The sequence below is a fragment of the Staphylococcus ratti genome, assembly GCF_020883535.1.
GTDB classification, from domain to species: Bacteria; Bacillota; Bacilli; order Staphylococcales; family Staphylococcaceae; genus Staphylococcus; species Staphylococcus ratti.
Genome location: NZ_CP086654.1, coordinates 23,645 through 40,905 on the forward strand (window position 1 = coordinate 23,645; position 17,261 = coordinate 40,905).

Consider the following 17,261-nt stretch of genomic DNA (forward strand, 5'->3'; position numbering starts at 1 on the left):
GACAAGAACCGGAGATGGGCAGCGTGCTGTCCTTCTCCGGTTTTTTTACACTTTCTTCACTTCATCTTTTTTACGATCAAGCATTGCCATATGTAAATCATGAAGCATAGCAATGAGCGGACGTATAATCATTTGGAGACTTCCTATTACGAAAAGTACAGTACCTTGAAAAACAGTAGACTCTGAAAAGAATAAAAAACTTCCTATTAAAAAAATGAGACCGAGAATGACATCGTTCAATTGATAGAGTGCTTTATATATGAAAGATTTCGCATGTTTTTGTTCAGTGAAATTCAGTTGCGGTTGTAATTTTTTAGGCATTTTAAATATCCTCCTTTATCGATTTTATATACTTTACCCGATTGTACTTAAAAGCATTTCATCTAAAAATGAAATCACGTGGATTAAATGACAGTTGAACGTCGTGTTATTTTGGAAGGACGCATTTGAAAAATGCTGATATGACAGGATTTGTAATGATTTAAAAGCTTTTGTAAAGCACATGTGAAAGTTTATTGAAAAAAATTTAAAAATTATCTTGCCAACCGTAATACAGGGTGCTATAATCAATCTTGTGTTCAAAAGAGGCTCCTTGGTCAAGCGGTTAAGACACCGCCCTTTCACGGCGGTAACACGGGTTCGAGTCCCGTAGGAGTCACCATGATATGGTCCCGTAGTGGAGCGGTTTAACACGCCTGCCTGTCACGCAGGAGATCGCGGGTTCGATTCCCGTCGGGACCGCTACTTGCTCATCCAAATATGGATGGGCATTTTTTATTATTAAAAGTAATAGTATCGTGAAAATATAACTTTTTAATCTAGCAATGTGTTAAGACACTACTTAACACGTTGCTTTTTTTATATTTGTAGAGAAGTGAAATAAAGTAAATAGATAGAATTCGACCTTTAGAAGTGATACATTATAAGGTATAGGATTATGCCAATTGGAAACGTATAATTTTGCACTTTAATATGAAATGGGGTCAAAGCATATGGCGAGAAAAGTAGTCGTAGTAGACGATGAAAAACCAATTGCGGATATATTAGAATTTAATTTGAAAAAGGAAGGTTATGACGTCTTTGTAGCATATGACGGTGATGATGCTGTAGATTTGATTTACGAAAAAGAGCCAGACATCGTTTTATTAGACATTATGCTGCCAGGACAAGACGGCATGGAAGTCTGCCGTGAAGTACGTAAAAAGTATGATATGCCAATTATTATGCTAACGGCGAAAGACTCTGAAATTGATAAAGTATTAGGCCTAGAATTAGGGGCGGATGACTATGTTACGAAGCCGTTTAGTACACGTGAATTAATCGCGCGTGTCAAAGCGAATTTACGACGTCACTATACACAACCGACACAAGATGCTGAAGTTCAATCGAATGACATTACGATTAAAGATATTGTGATTTATCCAGATGCGTATTCTATTAAAAAACGCGGCGAAGATATCGACTTAACACACCGTGAATTTGAATTATTTCATTATTTAGCGAATCATATGGGGCAAGTTATGACGCGTGAGCATTTACTTCAAACTGTATGGGGTTATGATTATTTTGGTGATGTACGTACAGTAGACGTAACGATTCGTCGCTTACGTGAAAAAATTGAAGATGATCCTTCTCACCCGGACTATATCGTTACACGTCGTGGTGTAGGATACTTTCTTCAACAACACGATTAGAGGATGCTTAATATGAAGTGGTTAAAACAATTTCAATCCCTTCACACTAAGCTCGTTATTGTTTATGTTTTACTTATCATTATCGGTATGCAAATTATCGGTCTTTATTTTACCAATAGCCTTGAAAAGGAAATGACCGATACATTTAAAACAAATATTTCCCAAAATGCGAAACAAATAGAGCTCAGTATTGAGAAAATATATGCGGATGAAAATGGAACCACGAATACACAAAAAGACATTCAAAATTTATTGAATGAATATGCGAACCGCAATGAAATGATTGAAATTCGCTTCATCGATACCGATCAAATCATATTGGCGACGTCAAAACAGTCTCATCGCCATATGATTAATCAAAAAGCAAATGAAAGTTCAATTCAAAAAGCACTGTCACTTGGGCAAGAAAACTCCGATACAGTGCTTAAAGATTATGGGGAAGGTAAACAGCGTGTTTGGGTTAAAAACATGCCTGTGACTACAAGCAAAGGGATTATTGGTGATATTTACATTGAATCTAATATCAATCAAGTTTATGACCAATTAAGCAACATTAACCAAATCTTTATTATTGGAACGGTAATTTCACTCATTATTACGGTAGTACTAGGGTTCTTTATTGCGCGTACAATTACAAAACCGATTACAGATATGCGTAACCAAACTGTAGAGATGTCCAAAGGGAACTACACACAACGTGTAAAAATCTATGGTAATGACGAGATTGGTGAGTTGGCACTGGCATTCAATAACTTGTCCAAACGTGTGCAAGAAGCACAAGCGAATACAGAGAGTGAAAAACGACGTCTAGACTCTGTCATCACCCATATGAGCGATGGTATTATTGCGACAGACCGACGTGGTCGCGTGCGTATTATTAATGATATGGCACTAAAAATGCTCGGTAAAATGAAAGAAGATGTTACGGGGCAACACGTTTTTGATATTTTAGACTTACGTGATACGTATACATTAGAAGAACTCAGCGAAAACCATGACAGTTTTCTACTTGATATTAACGAAGAAGAAGGCATTATTGCACGTGTGAATTTTAGTAACATCGTGCAACATACAGGCTTTGTCACAGGGTACATCGCAGTACTTCATGATGTTACGGAACAACAACAAGTTGAAAATGAACGTCGCGAGTTCGTTGCGAATGTATCGCACGAATTGCGTACACCGTTGACTTCTATGAACAGTTATATCGAAGCTTTAGAAGAAGGTGCTTGGAAAGATGAGTCAATAGCGCCACAATTTTTATCTGTTACACGCGAAGAAACAGAGCGTATGATTCGACTCGTTAACGATCTTCTTCATTTATCTAAAATGGATAATGAAACAGAACAAATCACAAAAGAAATTGTTGATTTTAATATGTTTATTAATAAAATAATTAACCGTCATGAAATGGCAGCGAAAGATACAACATTTGTGCGTGACATTCCTAAACAATCTATCTTTACAGAAATTGATCCAGATAAGATGACACAAGTATTCGACAATGTAATCACTAATGCGATTAAGTATTCACGGGGTGAAAAACGTGTTGAGTTTCACGTGAAACAAAACGCTGTACATAATCGTTTAACCGTTCGTATTAAAGATAATGGGATTGGGATTCCAATTAATAAGGTGGACAAAATATTCGATCGCTTTTTCCGTGTCGATAAAGCACGTACACGAAAAATGGGAGGTACGGGACTTGGTCTTGCGATTTCAAAAGAAATTGTGGAAGCACATAATGGACGCATTTGGGCGAATAGTGTTGAAGGTCAAGGAACGTCCATATTTATTACATTACCTTGTGAAATTATAGAAGATGGTGATTGGGATGCAGACTAAAGAGCTCATCAAATCCATCATTTTAGGCATACTGGTTTTAACGAGTATTATTTTAACTGTGATGATATGGAATTTCTCTCCTGATGTTAAAGATACGTACAGTGATACACAAAAAGAAAGTACTAAAGCAATTGGGGCGCGTTACGATAAAGATGCCGTTCAAGTCATGACGCCGTTACAAATGGTACATGTGCACCGAGATAAAATTGAAGGAGCTGCGGCGACACCGTATGTGAATAGTTTAGTAAATATTTTTCATCAGCAGCACATTTCAAAAGTTGAAGAATTTCAAAATGATAACGTCCTTTCGTTAGATGCATTAAGCAATAATTTAATCGTTTTAGACTACCCGACAGACACCCCGCTTGCGATGTATTTGAATGAAGTGATGAATGTGCCAGCAAAAGTACCTTCAAATTTCAAATTTAATCGGATTGTTTTAGATATAGGGAAACGGAACCATGTCGATGTTTATGCGATAGATGCGCAACGTCAACGTGCGATCAAAATGTCAACAGATGTTCCAGTAGCGAAAGTAAACAAACATTTGAATCATATGTCTACGAATTTAGAGCCGTATACTGATATTCTTACAGATCAAACGACAGTCAATAAAGCCACTTATTTATACGCACCGAAAGCGCCAAAAGATTTGCGTACGTACCGCACGATTTTTAGTAATATCAATGTCGAAGATTTAAATTCCATTTTATTTGATGATACACCGATTGTACGTGCGACAAAAAGTGGCAATACGACGTATAATAACAACACTGGTATGGTGAATTATGATGCAAATAATGAAACGTACAGTTATACGAACTTGTCTGAAGATGAACACAGTACACGCGATATGAATGTGAGCATTCCTAGAACATTCGATTACATCAACAAACATGGTGGTTTCACAGATGATTTTCGTTTATTTAAAGCAAATAGCGAAAAAGGTGAAATGGTGTACCAAATGTTTGTGAATGGTCGACCTATATTTGACTCGACAATTCGAAATCAAATTCGAGTGATTTGGGGAGAACGTGGTATTTTTGAATACAGTCGTGGTTTGCTTAAAACCAATGTGACGGTAGATAACGGAGAGAAACCAAAAGCCTTGCCAGAAGCTGAAGAAGTGCGTTCTGATTTAGCGAGTAATGGTGGTGTTGATTTTTCTAAAGTTCAACAAATGGTTGTCGGTTATCGCATGATTACTAATGATGCTTCAAGTGACGGTCTCGAAATTCAACACAATAGTCAATTTGTACCAACTTGGTATATTAAATACAATGGTGGCTGGTATGAATTTAAAAACGGGGAGTTGATTAAACCATGAACTGGAAACGTGCTAAAACCCTTTTCATCGTCGTCTTCTTCCTGACCAACCTCTGTTTAATCTATATTTACGTCGATAAAGTGAATAAGTCTCACGTAAACGATTCAGAGAATGACAATGCCGTCAATTTCGAACAAGAAGATATTAAGCTACCGAAAGATATGCCAAAAGTGGATAATGTGAAAATGCAATTGATTACTGCTGATTCACATGACTTTGAAAGTGAAGCGAAAGATGATGATCATGCAGAAGTCAGCAAAGATGGTTTCACACTCACGCAAAAAATGTCTAACGCTGTTAATGTAAGCCAAGACCCCATTTCGACATTAAAACCTTACATTGATGCGAATATTTATGGTGGTAGTGAATACCAATACCATGAGACGCAAAAAGGAAAAATCATTTATGAACAAACGTACGACGGTTTTCCAATCATGAACAATAACCGCGCACGTCTCTCAATTGACGTAGACGGCAATAAAACGAAATCCTTAACGCAAGCGAAGATGGAAGACATCCGTCCGTCTAAAGGAGAAAATAATAAACCACGTAATGTCATCAGCGCACGTGAAGCGATTGAAGCATTGTATTACAATCAATACCTTAAATCGGGTCAATCTGTTGATAGTATTCGACTTGGTTATTATACGGTAGTGAAAGAAACCAATGTTCAAGTTTTACAGGCTAACTGGGAAATTACTGTAAGTAAACAAGGAAAATCCCATACGTATTACGTTGAAGCGGTATCTTCAAATCCGCAAATTACAGAATAACATAGAAAGGGTGGTCACTTGATACGAATGAGTGTCTTAGCAAGTGGGAGTACAGGTAACGCCACTTATGTAGAAAGTGATAAAGGCAGCTTGTTAGTCGATGTGGGTCTAACAGGCAAGAAGATGGAAGCACTTTTCGATCAAATCGACCGAAAAATTTCAGATTTAAATGGTATTCTTGTTACGCATGAACATTCCGATCACATTAAAGGTTTAGGCGTGTTGGCAAGAAAATACAACTTGCCGATTTATGCGAACGAGAAAACGTGGACGTGTATTGATAAAAAAGATTCACGCATTCCTATGGAACAGAAGTTTATTTTCAATCCGTATGAAACGAAATCAATTGCAGGTTTCGATATTGAGTCTTTTAACGTGTCTCACGATGCGATTGATCCACAGTTTTATATTTTCCATAACAATTACAAAAAATTAACGTTGATTACAGATACAGGCTATGTATCTGACCGTATGAAAGGGATGATTCGAGGCAGCGATGCCTTCATCTTCGAAAGCAATCATGACGTAGATATGTTGCGCATGTGCCGTTATCCCTGGAAAACGAAACAACGAATTTTAAGCGATATGGGACATGTTTCAAACGAAGATGCTGCCCATGCGATGACAGATGTCATAACAGGACAGACGAAACGCGTCTATTTATCACACCTTTCACAAGACAACAATATGAAAGACCTTGCACGCATGAGCGTTGGTCAAATATTACGTGAACACGACATTGATACCGTAAATGAAGTGAAACTGTGTGATACAGATAAAGCGCAAGCGACACCCATTTATACGCTATAACGACATCAAGGGTTAAAAACGACACAAACGTTTTTAACCCTTTTTGTATTGCGAGACAACGTAAAAAGGAGAAATGAAATAATGGAACATATCAAATTAACGATAAAAGGTGTACGGAGATGATGACGATACTAGCAATTGTTATCTTTTTATTGACCCTCATCTTTGTCATTTGGCAACCTAAAGGCTTAGACATTGGAATTACGGCATTGGTAGGTGCGATATTGGCGATACTGACAGGCGTCGTAAGTTTAAATGATGTCGGAGAAGTAACGGGGATTGTTTGGAATGCCACGTTGACCTTCAATGCGATTATTTTAATTTCTCTTATTCTTGATGAAATTGGTTTCTTTGAATGGTCTGCGATTCATATGGTCCATGCATCAAAAGGAAATGGCTTTAAAATGTTTCTTTATATTATGCTACTAGGTGCTATCGTCGCTGCATTTTTTGCGAATGATGGTGCAGCATTAATCTTGACGCCGATTGTACTAGCAATGGTGCGCAACTTAGGTTTTAGAGAACGCGCAGTCTTCCCTTTTATTATCGCAAGTGGATTTATCGCAGATACGACATCATTACCGCTCATTGTAAGCAATCTCGTGAATATCGTATCAGCAGATTATTTTGATATAGGCTTCGTAGAATATATGAGCCGTATGCTTATTCCAAACATATTTTCACTTATCGCAAGTATAGTCGTGTTATGGTTATATTTTAAAAAAGCAATGCCACGAACATTTGATACACAACATTTAAAACAACCTAGCGAAGCCATTAAAGATCAAAAATTGTTTCGTATCGCTTGGCTTGTATTGGGCCTTTTATTATTAGGTTATCTCCTCAGTGAGCTGATTAACATACCAGTATCATTGATTGCAGGGACAATCGCACTGATCTTTATTTTATTGGCACAGCGTTCATCAGCCGTGCATACTAAAGCAGTTATAAAAGGCGCACCATGGAATATTGTTCTCTTTTCAATCGGGATGTACCTTGTAGTATTTGGACTAAAAAATGTAGGGATTACGACATTGCTTGGAGGAATACTTTCAATACTCTCCTCCCACGGCTTATTTACAAGTATAATAGGCATGGGTTTTATCTCTGCTTTCTTATCTTCAGTAATGAATAATATGCCGACTGTGTTGATTGATGCCCTTGCGATTAGCCAATCTGGAGTTGCGGGCAGTCTAAAAGAAGGTATGATTTATGCAAATGTCATTGGTGCAGACTTAGGACCAAAAATTACGCCGATAGGTTCATTAGCTACGTTATTATGGTTACACGTTCTAGCGCAAAAAGGCGTAAAAATCTCATGGGGTACATATTTTAAAATTGGTATAGTGATTACGATTCCAGTTCTGTTTATGACCTTGTTAGGTCTATATCTTACAATGATAGTAATGTGATAAAGTAAAAAAGCACAGTAGCTGTCTGGAATGAAGATACGCATAGAAGTTTTCTTCAATCCTAGCCAGCCTTGTGGGGGCGGGACAACGAAATCAAATAGATTTCTGTCCCGCATGATATAAAGAGGAATAAAGTAAAAAAGCACAGTAGCTGTCTGAATTGAACAGCGCTAAACAGCTTGTTCAATTCTAGTCAGCCTTGTAGGGGCAGGACGACGAAATCAAATAGATTTCTGTCCCGCATGATATAAAGAGGAATAAAGTAAAAAAGCACAGTAGCTGTCTGAATTGAACAGCGCTAAACAGCTTGTTCAATTCTAGTCAGCCTTGTAGGGGCAGGACGACGAAATCAAATAGATTTCTGTCCCGCTCCCTAAGCTTTGGATGTAAAATAGATGAATTTTAAAGTGGGTATGGTTATTTTGTGTGGTGTCGTAGTAATATACATAACTGAAAATTTTAACGGCTCTATGTGAGTTGTTTTCAAAAATTTACATGAATAAATGTGCATTTTATCCAAAAAATTATCCCCAAATATGTGCACAAAACAGAAAGGTTATAAACAATCCACATGTTAATAACCACATTACACACAAAGTTATACACATATACACAGACTTATTCACAATAAAGGTGGATAAATTGCTGTTTTCGTATTAAATAATTTATGCATATTCGGTATAATGAGGATAAATATGTGCATAACTGAATAACTTGTGGATAACTAGGAAGTTATGAACAAACTGGAGGTTTTTATGAAATTAACGATTATTGCGGTTGGAAAATTAAAAGAGAAATATTGGAAACAGGCCATTGCAGAATATACAAAAAGACTGAGCGCCTACACAAAAGTTCAAATAATTGAAGTACCTGATGAAAAAGCACCCGAAACGATGAGTGAGAAAGAAATAGAACAAGTTAAAGCTAAAGAAGGACAACGGATACTAGCTAAAGTTAAACCACAATCCACAGTTATCACACTTGAAATACAAGGAAAAATGTTAAGTTCGGAAGCCCTTGCGAAAGAATTGGACCAGTGCATGACACAAGGCGCAAGTGACTTCACATTTATCATTGGTGGATCTAATGGCTTACATCAAGATGTGATGAATCGAAGCAACTTTGCCTTGTCATTTAGTAAAATGACTTTTCCACATCAGATGATGAGAGTGGTTTTATTAGAGCAAGTATACCGTGCTTTTAAAATAAATCGGGGAGAAGCGTATCATAAGTGATGCGGTTTTTTGCAGATTCATAAAGTGAATTTGAACGTAGCATGCTGTCTGGATATTATAGACTTGTATTTGTAACATAAGAGTACAAAAATTTTAACACAAACACATTGACAAATCGTTAATTAACGATGTATAGTGTGAACATGGAAAAGTTAGAAATGTTTAAAGCAATAGCAAGCCCCACAAGAATTCAAATTTTAGATTGGTTAAAAGATCCCGAAAGAAATTTCGGTGACCAAGAAGGTATTGACTTAGTAGAGATTGGTGTTTGTGTTAGTCAAATAAAAGATAAATTAAATATGACTCAGTCAACTGCTTCACAGCACTTATCAATACTAAATAAAGCAGGTCTTGTAAATTATCAACGCTTAGGAAAATGGACATATTATAAAAGAAATGAACAAGGTATAAAGTACTTAAGTGAGATAATTGCTAAAGAACTATAAGTCGTTTTCTTATAGTTTTTTTACACTTTTACAAATCGTTGTTTAACTATATGACGATACGTTCCATAAATATATTCTACTAAGGAGTTTTTATAATGAAAGCATGGCGATTAGAAAATTTTGGTTTAGATAATTTGAAGCAAGTGGAAGTAGAAAAGCCGAAAATTGAAGCAAATCAAATTTTAATAAAAGTAAACTCTGTATCTTTGAATTATAGAGATACAGCAATTGTAGACGGAGTATATACACCAGATTTACTTGAATTTCCATTCATACCAGTTTCAGACGCATCGGGAGAAGTTGTAGAAGTTGGTTCAGATGTATCAAAATTTAAAAAAGGTGACCGAGTTACGTCACATATGTTTACAAAATGGTTAGAAGGTAAACCAAAAAGTGATGAGCAATTGCATGCGCTAGGTGCTACTGTGGATGGAGGACTTTCAGAATATATGGTCTTAAATGAAGATGCTACAGTATTCACGCCTGATATATTAAGTGATATTCAAGCATCAACATTACCAGTTGCAGCTTTTGTTGTATGGTTTTCATTGGTAGAGTATGGAAGTATTAAAGCTGGAGATAGAGTCCTTGTTCAAGGTACAGGTGGTGTATCAATATTTGCTATTCAAATTGCATCGGCATTGGGTGCAGAAGTAATTGCTACAAGTAGCAGTGACGAAAAATTAGAAAAAGCAAAAGCGCTAGGAGCTTCTAAAGTCATAAATTATAAAACACATCCAGATTGGGAAAATGAGGTTCAAAAATTAACTAATGGCAATGGTGTAGAACATATAGTTGAAGTTGTCGGAGGTTCAAGTATTGCTAAATCTATTGAAGCTTTAGCATACCAAGGAAATATTTATGTTATAGGATTTCTTGAAAATATGGTTGCAGAAGTTAATCTATTTTCATTACTTGCTAAACAAGCGAAAATTCATGGTGTTAATGTTGGACATCACAGAGCTTTCGAAGACTTTACTAGAGCATTAGACCAACTCAATATTGAACCGGTTATAGATACAATTTATTCATTTGATCAAGCTAAAGAGGCATATAAACACCAGGCTAAAGGCGCTTTTGGTAAAATTGTCGTAGACTTTAATAAATAACTTTAAATTTTGGAACACAATTATTAGTTTGAACTTTTATAATAAAGAGGTAGGTTATTTGACGAGCTGACCCCAAATATTGGGAATAATATAAAAACACTTTCGTTGAATTCATATTAAAATGAATCATACGGAGGTGTTTTTCTATGAAAAGAGTTTCATATTCAAGTGAGATTAAGTGGAAGTGTGTTGAACTTAGAGCTGCTATCTTGATTACAAAAGATTTTATGAATGAATTAAATATTAGAAATAGAACTCAAGTTTATACGTGGTGGAGATGGTATTTAACTAATACACTCAAAATAGTTAACCATAAAAATTACACCACTAAATCTATTTATATATAATAATTGGTTGTAACAGAAATAAAGGTGGGATGTTATGGTTTATCAGAGTGAATTTGCATTAGAAAAAGAAATGATGGAACAATTGAAATCCAATGGCTATGAAACTGTAACGATTAGGGATGAACAACAACTGTTAGACAACTTTCGTTCAATTTTAAATGAGCGTCATGCCGAAAAATTAAATGGAGAGCCGCTGACAGATAAAGAATTTCAACGCTTGTTAACGATGATTAATGGTAAGGGGATTTTTGAAAGTGCACGTATATTACGTGATAAATTACCTTTAAAACGTGATGATGAGTCTGAAGTTTATTTATCATTTTTAGATACAAGAAATTGGTGTAAAAATAAATTTCAAATTACCAATCAAGTTTCCGTAGAGGATACATATAAAGCAAGATATGATGTCACAATATTAGTGAATGGCCTACCACTAGCTCAAATTGAGCTTAAGCGTCGTGGCGTTGCGATTAACGAAGCATTTAATCAAGTGATGCGCTATCGAAAACAAAACTATACAGGTCTTTTCCGTTATATACAATTATTTATTATTAGTAATGGGATAGAAACGCGTTATATTTCTAACAATGACGGTGAAATATTAAAAAGTCATATGTTTTATTGGAGTGACAAAGACAATAACCGCATTAATACACTGAATGACTTTACGAATACGTTTTTGAGACCGTGTCATTTAGCCAAAATGATCTCACGTTATATGATTTTAAATGAGACAGATCATATTCTTATGGCGATGCGACCATATCAAGTACATGCAGTGGAAGCTTTAATACATCAAGCAACAGAAACGCGTAATAACGGCTATATATGGCATACGACGGGTAGTGGTAAAACATTAACTTCATTTAAAGCGAGCCAAGTTTTATCAGAACAAGATCATATCAAAAAGGTCATTTTCCTTGTAGATCGTAAGGATTTAGACAGCCAGACGGAAGAGGAGTTTAATAAATTTGCTAAAGGTTCAGTGGATAAGACGAATAATACAGCACAACTTGTTAAACAGTTAAACGATAAAAGCTTGCCGCTTATCGTTACCACGATTCAAAAAATGTCTAAAGCCATCCAAAATAACTCTGAAGCCTTAGATCAATATAAGACAGACAAAGTGGTTTTCATCATTGATGAATGTCATCGTAGCCAATTCGGGGATATGCATCGTGTTGTTCGTCAACATTTTAATAATGCACAATATTTTGGCTTCACTGGGACGCCTCGTTTTGAAGAAAACCAAAGTCAAGATGGGCGAAGCACTGCTGACATCTTCGGTCGATGTTTACACACATATCTTATTAAGAATGCAATTCACGATGGCAATGTATTAGGTTTTTCTGTTGATTACATCAATACATTTAAGTCACAAAATATCGAAACAGCCGAAGAAGATTTGGTTGAAGGAATTAATAAAGATGAAGTATGGCTCGCTGATAAACGTGTAGAACTCATTGCGCGACATATCACAGAAAACCACGATAAATATACAAGAAATAGACAGTATTCAGCTATTTTAACTGTCCAAAGTATTCCTGCCCTTATAAAATATTACGACACTTTCAAAAAAATTAGTAAGGATTATGAACATCCTTTAAAAGTTACAGGTGTGTTTACCTATGCAGCCAATGAAGAACGTAATGAAAATGACTTAGATGAAGCGCATTCTAGAGATAAACTGGAAGAAATTATGCAAGATTATAATAATAACTTTGGAACGAATTTCTCAACGGACACTTTCCAAGAATACTTTAATCATATTTCTAAAAATGTCAAAAAAGGTGTCAAAGACAACAAAATTGACGTTTTAATCGTCGTTAATATGTTTCTAACAGGTTTTGACAGTAAAGTATTAAACACATTATATGTAGATAAAAATCTGAAATATCACGACTTAATCCAAGCCTATTCACGTACAAACCGTGTAGAAAAAGAAACGAAACCATTTGGAAAAATCGTCAATTATCGTGACCTGAAACGTAATACAGATAATGCTTTAAAACTTTTCTCTCAAACAGATGATACAAATCGCGTATTAATGAGAAGCTTTGATGAGTATCAATCTGAATTTGTAGATGCTTTAGCTGAATTAAAGTCTATTGCTCTAAAGCCGCAAGATATGGATAACGTCCAAGATGAAAATGGGAAAAAAGCATTTGTGGAAGCTTTCCGTTTAGTTTCAAAACTTATACTAAGATTAAAAGCATTCGATGAGTTCAATTTTACAGAAGAAAATATTGGTATGGATGAACAAGAATTCGAAGATTATAAGAGTAAATACTTTGCGATATATGATGAAGTGAAGCCAAAACGTGGTGAAATTGAAAAAGTCTCTATCCTAAACGATATTGATTTTGAGATAGACATCTTACGAAATGATATGATAAATGTGTCCTATATTATGGACTTAGTTCGACAAATTGATTTGAAAGACAAAGCAGAACAACAACGTAATCGCGAACAAATAAGACGTATATTAGACAACGCGGATGATCCAAAACTACGATTGAAACGTGATTTAATTCGTGAATTTATCGATGAAGTGATACCTAAATTATCTGAAGAAGATAATATTGACGAAGCTTATCTATTGTTTGAAAATGCGAAACGAGAACAAGAATTCAATGATTTCGCCTATCACCAAGCTGTCGATGAACAAATACTTAAAAAACTTACTGGTGAGTTTGAATATAGTGGTATTGTGAATCAAGACCACTTGAAAGACATTGTTGGAGATAAAAAACTTAGAGAAAAACGTCAAACTAAAAAAGCAGTGACATCATTTATAGAAGAAGTGACAGAAAAATATAGTAGCTAAAAATGATATCAAACCTTTGTGATCATAAGTATTACAGAGGTTTTGATATACATAAGGAAAAGATACGTCATTATTAAGCAGCATAACAACGATTTAATTAATGGAGGAAATGAAATGTCAATTACTGAAAAACAACGTCAACAACAGGCGGAACTACATAAACGCTTATGGGCTATCGCGAATGATTTAAGAGGGAATATGGATGCAAGTGAGTTCCGTAACTATATTTTAGGACTTATTTTCTACCGCTTCTTATCAGAAAAAGCAGAAGCAGAGGTTGCTGAAGCTTTATCTGGTGAAGATTTAACGTATGAACAAGCTTGGGAAGATGCGGAGTACCAAGAGGATCTAAAGGCAGAACTTATTGAAAACGTTGGATACTATATTGAACCCCAAGATTTATTTAGCAGTATGATTAAAGAAATCGAGAATCAACGTTTTGACATTGAACACTTGGCTCAAGCTATTAGAAAAGTAGAAACATCTACACTTGGACAAGATAGTGAAGATGATTTTATCGGTTTATTCAGTGATATGGATTTAAGTTCTACAAGATTAGGTAACACCGTTAAAGATAGAACAGCATTACTAAGCAAAGTCATGGTTAATTTAGCAGACTTACCTTTTGTACACAGCGATTTAGAAATTGATATGTTAGGCGATGCTTATGAATTCTTAATTGGTCGCTTTGCGGCAAATGCAGGGAAAAAAGCCGGAGAATTCTATACACCCCAACAAGTGTCTAAAATATTAGCTCAAATTGTTACATTAGGTAAAGATAAATTGAGAAACGTTTACGATCCTACGTGTGGCTCAGGGTCATTATTATTACGTGTTGGTAAAGAAACAACTGTCTATCGTTATAATGGACAAGAACGTAATAATACAACATATAACTTGGCTCGAATGAATATGTTATTACACAATGTGCGTTATGAAAACTTTGATATTCAAAACGATGATACGCTAGAAAATCCAGCCTTTTTAGATGAAAAATTCGATGCTGTAGTAGCGAATCCACCATATAGTGCCAAATGGTCTGCGGACAGTAAATTTAACGATGATGAACGTTTTAGTAATTATGGTAAATTAGCGCCTAAATCTAAAGCAGACTTCGCTTTTATCCAACATATGGTACATTATTTAGATGATGAGGGCACAATGGCCGTAGTCTTACCGCATGGTGTCTTGTTCCGTGGCGCAGCCGAAGGGACGATACGTAAATATCTTATAGAAGAGAAAAACTATTTAGACGCAGTAATTGGTTTACCGGCTAATATTTTCTATGGGACTTCCATTCCAACTTGTGTCCTCGTATTTAAGAAATGTCGTGAAGCAGATCAAGATGTCTTATTTATCGATGCTTCTAACGAATTTGAAAAAGGTAAAAACCAAAATCATCTCACAGATGAACAAGTCGAAACAATCATTAATACGTATAAAAACAGAGAAACGATAGATAAGTATAGTTATGCGGCGAATTTGAAAGAAATAGAAGAAAATGATTATAACCTCAATATCCCAAGATATGTGGATACCTTTGAAGAAGAAGAACCCATTGACCTTGATTTAGTCCAACAACAACTCACAGACATTGATAAAGAAATTGCAGATGTTGAATCAGAGATTAACAACTATCTCAAAGAACTAGGAGTGTTGAAAAATGAATAAGCAGACAAATACTCCAAAACTAAGATTTCCAGAGTTTAAAGATGAATGGATAGAAAAAGCATTTGGAGATTTTACTAAAACTAATCAAGGGCTTCAAATTGCAATAAGTAATAGAGAAACCCAATATAAAGAAGGGTATTATTTCTATATAACTAATGAATTTCTTAAACCAAATAGCAAAATAAAATATTATATAAAAAATCCACCGAATTCTGTCATAGCTAATAAAGACGATATTTTGATGACTAGGACTGGTAATACCGGAAAAGTTATAACAGGAGTTCATGGAGCTTTCCATAATAATTTCTTCAAGATTAAATTTGATAACGAACAGTACGATAGATTATTTATATATGAACTATTAAAATCTTCTAAGATTAATAATAAAATTTTATCATTTGCTGGAACCTCTACTATCCTGATTTAAATCATTCAGATTTTTACAGTATAAAAAGTTTTATACCAAAGTACGAGGAACAACAAAAGTTAGGTATTTTCTTCAACAAACTCGACCGCCAAATTGAACTCGAAGAAAAGAAATTAGAGAAGCTGGAAGAACAGAAAAAGGGATATATGCAAAAGATTTTCTCTCAAGAATTAAGATTTAAAGATGAGAATGGGGATGAGTATCCAGAGTGGGAAGAGAAAAAATTAATAGAATTATATGATAAAGGAAAAGCAGGAGGCACTCCAAAATCAACTGAATCTAAATATTACAATGGAGACATACCATTTTTATCAATTAGTGACATAACTGAACAAGGTAAATTTTTAAACCAAACAGAAAAATCTATCACTCAAGCTGGTTTAGAAAATAGTACTGCATGGTTAGTGCCTAAGAATTCTATAAATTATGCTATGTATGCTTCTGTGGGCTATTTAAGTATAAATAAAATTGAAGTAGCTACAAGTCAGGCCATTTTTAATATGGTTTTTGATAATTACTACTTAACAGAATATTTATATTATTATCTTAATTATATAAGAGATACAGGAATTCTTAATAAATTAGTAGGTACTGGCACTCAAAGTAACTTATCAGCTTCAACTATGAAAAACATAGATGTCAACTTACCTAAATTTAATGAAATGATAAAAATCAGTGATTTTTTCAGTAAGTTAGATACTTTTATTGAAAAGCAATCAGCTAAAATTGAATTATTGAAAGAGAGAAAAAAGGGCTTTTTACAGAAGATGTTCATCTAAGCTTATGATAACGGCTTATTATATTATGTGATTTACCAGAATGAATCACGATAGTATTGTTAGAGAAAGCATAATTTCAATGAAAAAACCATTGCTCATTATTTCAGATATTAAATAGCTCAATAAAAACTCAAAAATGTCTTTGTGTGACACTATGGAGATATGCATTAAGTTATCATGTACATCAAAAAATGCTAGGTATGAGCACCAGTACTTAGCATTTTTTATATTATAGATATTAGTACAATTACCGGAATACAAGTGAGTTATCATCAACCTCAGTAAATTCCGACACCCTATCTATATTAAAAACCATCTTTTTAATGATTTTCTGAATGTTTCCCAGTTTGCAATATCGAGATAATATTTATCTCCAGTTTCTTTAATAACACCTTGTTTGATTAAATGATTAAAAGTACGTGTTTTTTTGATGTTTAATGTATTTCATGATTGAGCGGTTTCAGAAGAAATTGCGTTATTAGCTTTCATTGTTTTTACAATTTTATTTTGCTTTAAAGTTATAGTTTCAGCACCGAATGCCATACGTATCACTCCTTTT

General features: G+C 34.8%; 14 protein-coding genes, 2 tRNA genes and 2 pseudogenes. 17 read left to right on the forward strand and 1 reads right to left on the reverse strand.

The window, feature by feature from the left end; genetic code table 11:
- Nucleotides 1–45: 45 nt before the first annotated feature.
- A complete protein-coding gene (locus tag LN051_RS00095; RefSeq protein WP_229292622.1) occupies nt 46–321 on the reverse strand; it encodes a YrhK family protein in 276 nt (91 codons plus the stop codon).
- 265 nt (nt 322–586) lie between these two features.
- Here LN051_RS00095 and LN051_RS00100 point away from each other — a divergent pair.
- From LN051_RS00100 to LN051_RS00175, 17 genes and pseudogenes are all read left to right on the forward strand, one after another.
- A tRNA-Glu gene (locus LN051_RS00100) sits at nt 587–661 on the forward strand.
- Between the two features lie 6 nt (nt 662–667).
- A tRNA-Asp gene (locus tag LN051_RS00105) sits at nt 668–741 on the forward strand.
- 251 nt (nt 742–992) lie between these two features.
- Nucleotides 993–1,694 carry a response regulator YycF gene (gene yycF / locus LN051_RS00110; protein ID WP_229292623.1) on the forward strand — a complete coding sequence of 234 codons (702 nt, stop codon included), beginning with the start codon at nt 993–995 and terminating at the stop codon, nt 1,692–1,694.
- 12 nt (nt 1,695–1,706) lie between these two features.
- Nucleotides 1,707–3,539 carry a cell wall metabolism sensor histidine kinase WalK gene (gene walK / locus LN051_RS00115; RefSeq protein WP_229292624.1) on the forward strand — a complete coding sequence of 611 codons (1,833 nt, stop codon included), beginning with the start codon at nt 1,707–1,709 and terminating at the stop codon, nt 3,537–3,539.
- A complete protein-coding gene (locus LN051_RS00120) occupies nt 3,529–4,866 on the forward strand; it encodes a YycH family regulatory protein (protein ID WP_229292625.1) in 1,338 nt (445 codons plus the stop codon). Before walK ends, LN051_RS00120 begins: the two co-directional genes overlap by 11 nt.
- On the forward strand, nt 4,863–5,639 hold the full coding sequence (locus LN051_RS00125) for a two-component system regulatory protein YycI (protein ID WP_229292626.1): 777 nt from the start codon (nt 4,863–4,865) through the stop codon (nt 5,637–5,639). Before LN051_RS00120 ends, LN051_RS00125 begins: the two co-directional genes overlap by 4 nt.
- Before the next feature lie 27 nt (nt 5,640–5,666).
- A complete protein-coding gene (locus tag LN051_RS00130) occupies nt 5,667–6,449 on the forward strand; it encodes an MBL fold metallo-hydrolase (protein ID WP_229292627.1) in 783 nt (260 codons plus the stop codon).
- Nucleotides 6,450–6,568: 119 nt separating this feature from the next.
- Nucleotides 6,569–7,861 (forward strand): arsenite efflux transporter membrane subunit ArsB, encoded by a 1,293-nt coding sequence (arsB, locus tag LN051_RS00135; RefSeq protein ID WP_229292628.1) that lies wholly within the window; start codon nt 6,569–6,571, stop codon nt 7,859–7,861.
- Between the two features lie 755 nt (nt 7,862–8,616).
- Complete coding sequence (rlmH, locus tag LN051_RS00140) at nt 8,617–9,096, forward strand: 23S rRNA (pseudouridine(1915)-N(3))-methyltransferase RlmH (RefSeq protein ID WP_229292629.1); 480 nt, start codon at nt 8,617–8,619, stop codon at nt 9,094–9,096.
- Between the two features lie 143 nt (nt 9,097–9,239).
- Nucleotides 9,240–9,542 carry an ArsR/SmtB family transcription factor gene (locus LN051_RS00145; protein WP_229292630.1) on the forward strand — a complete coding sequence of 101 codons (303 nt, stop codon included), beginning with the start codon at nt 9,240–9,242 and terminating at the stop codon, nt 9,540–9,542.
- 95 nt (nt 9,543–9,637) lie between these two features.
- Nucleotides 9,638–10,651 (forward strand): zinc-dependent alcohol dehydrogenase family protein, encoded by a 1,014-nt coding sequence (locus tag LN051_RS00150; RefSeq protein WP_229292631.1) that lies wholly within the window; start codon nt 9,638–9,640, stop codon nt 10,649–10,651.
- Between the two features lie 146 nt (nt 10,652–10,797).
- Nucleotides 10,798–10,935, forward strand: a pseudogene (locus LN051_RS00155) (IS3 family transposase); the annotation flags it as partial.
- 97 nt (nt 10,936–11,032) lie between these two features.
- A complete protein-coding gene (locus LN051_RS00160) occupies nt 11,033–13,825 on the forward strand; it encodes a type I restriction endonuclease subunit R (RefSeq protein WP_229292632.1) in 2,793 nt (930 codons plus the stop codon).
- Between the two features lie 114 nt (nt 13,826–13,939).
- Nucleotides 13,940–15,496 carry a type I restriction-modification system subunit M gene (locus tag LN051_RS00165; protein WP_229292633.1) on the forward strand — a complete coding sequence of 519 codons (1,557 nt, stop codon included), beginning with the start codon at nt 13,940–13,942 and terminating at the stop codon, nt 15,494–15,496.
- Nucleotides 15,489–15,923 carry a restriction endonuclease subunit S domain-containing protein gene (locus LN051_RS00170; protein WP_250646359.1) on the forward strand — a complete coding sequence of 145 codons (435 nt, stop codon included), beginning with the start codon at nt 15,489–15,491 and terminating at the stop codon, nt 15,921–15,923. Before LN051_RS00165 ends, LN051_RS00170 begins: the two co-directional genes overlap by 8 nt.
- A gap of 35 nt (nt 15,924–15,958) precedes the next feature.
- Nucleotides 15,959–16,148, forward strand: a pseudogene (locus LN051_RS11545) (restriction endonuclease subunit S); the annotation flags it as partial.
- A gap of 2 nt (nt 16,149–16,150) precedes the next feature.
- Nucleotides 16,151–16,702 carry a restriction endonuclease subunit S gene (locus LN051_RS00175; protein ID WP_476756119.1) on the forward strand — a complete coding sequence of 184 codons (552 nt, stop codon included), beginning with the start codon at nt 16,151–16,153 and terminating at the stop codon, nt 16,700–16,702.
- The last annotated feature ends 559 nt before the right edge of the window (nt 16,703–17,261 follow it).

Bases quoted from the DNA above. Each gene is read 5' to 3' on its own strand.
- LN051_RS00165 (WP_229292633.1), top strand. From the start codon at position 13,940: ATGTCAATTACTGAAAAACAACGTCAACAACAGGCGGAACTACATAAA.
- LN051_RS00170 (WP_250646359.1), top strand. From the start codon at position 15,489: ATGAATAAGCAGACAAATACTCCAAAACTAAGATTTCCAGAGTTTAAA.
- LN051_RS00120 (WP_229292625.1), top strand. From the start codon at position 3,529: ATGCAGACTAAAGAGCTCATCAAATCCATCATTTTAGGCATACTGGTT.
- yycF (WP_229292623.1), top strand. From the start codon at position 993: ATGGCGAGAAAAGTAGTCGTAGTAGACGATGAAAAACCAATTGCGGAT.
- LN051_RS00095 (WP_229292622.1), bottom strand. From the start codon at position 321: ATGCCTAAAAAATTACAACCGCAACTGAATTTCACTGAACAAAAACAT.
- LN051_RS00160 (WP_229292632.1), top strand. From the start codon at position 11,033: ATGGTTTATCAGAGTGAATTTGCATTAGAAAAAGAAATGATGGAACAA.
- LN051_RS00145 (WP_229292630.1), top strand. From the start codon at position 9,240: ATGGAAAAGTTAGAAATGTTTAAAGCAATAGCAAGCCCCACAAGAATT.
- LN051_RS00125 (WP_229292626.1), top strand. From the start codon at position 4,863: ATGAACTGGAAACGTGCTAAAACCCTTTTCATCGTCGTCTTCTTCCTG.
- rlmH (WP_229292629.1), top strand. From the start codon at position 8,617: ATGAAATTAACGATTATTGCGGTTGGAAAATTAAAAGAGAAATATTGG.
- walK (WP_229292624.1), top strand. From the start codon at position 1,707: ATGAAGTGGTTAAAACAATTTCAATCCCTTCACACTAAGCTCGTTATT.
- LN051_RS00150 (WP_229292631.1), top strand. From the start codon at position 9,638: ATGAAAGCATGGCGATTAGAAAATTTTGGTTTAGATAATTTGAAGCAA.
- LN051_RS00130 (WP_229292627.1), top strand. From the start codon at position 5,667: ATGAGTGTCTTAGCAAGTGGGAGTACAGGTAACGCCACTTATGTAGAA.
- arsB (WP_229292628.1), top strand. From the start codon at position 6,569: ATGATGACGATACTAGCAATTGTTATCTTTTTATTGACCCTCATCTTT.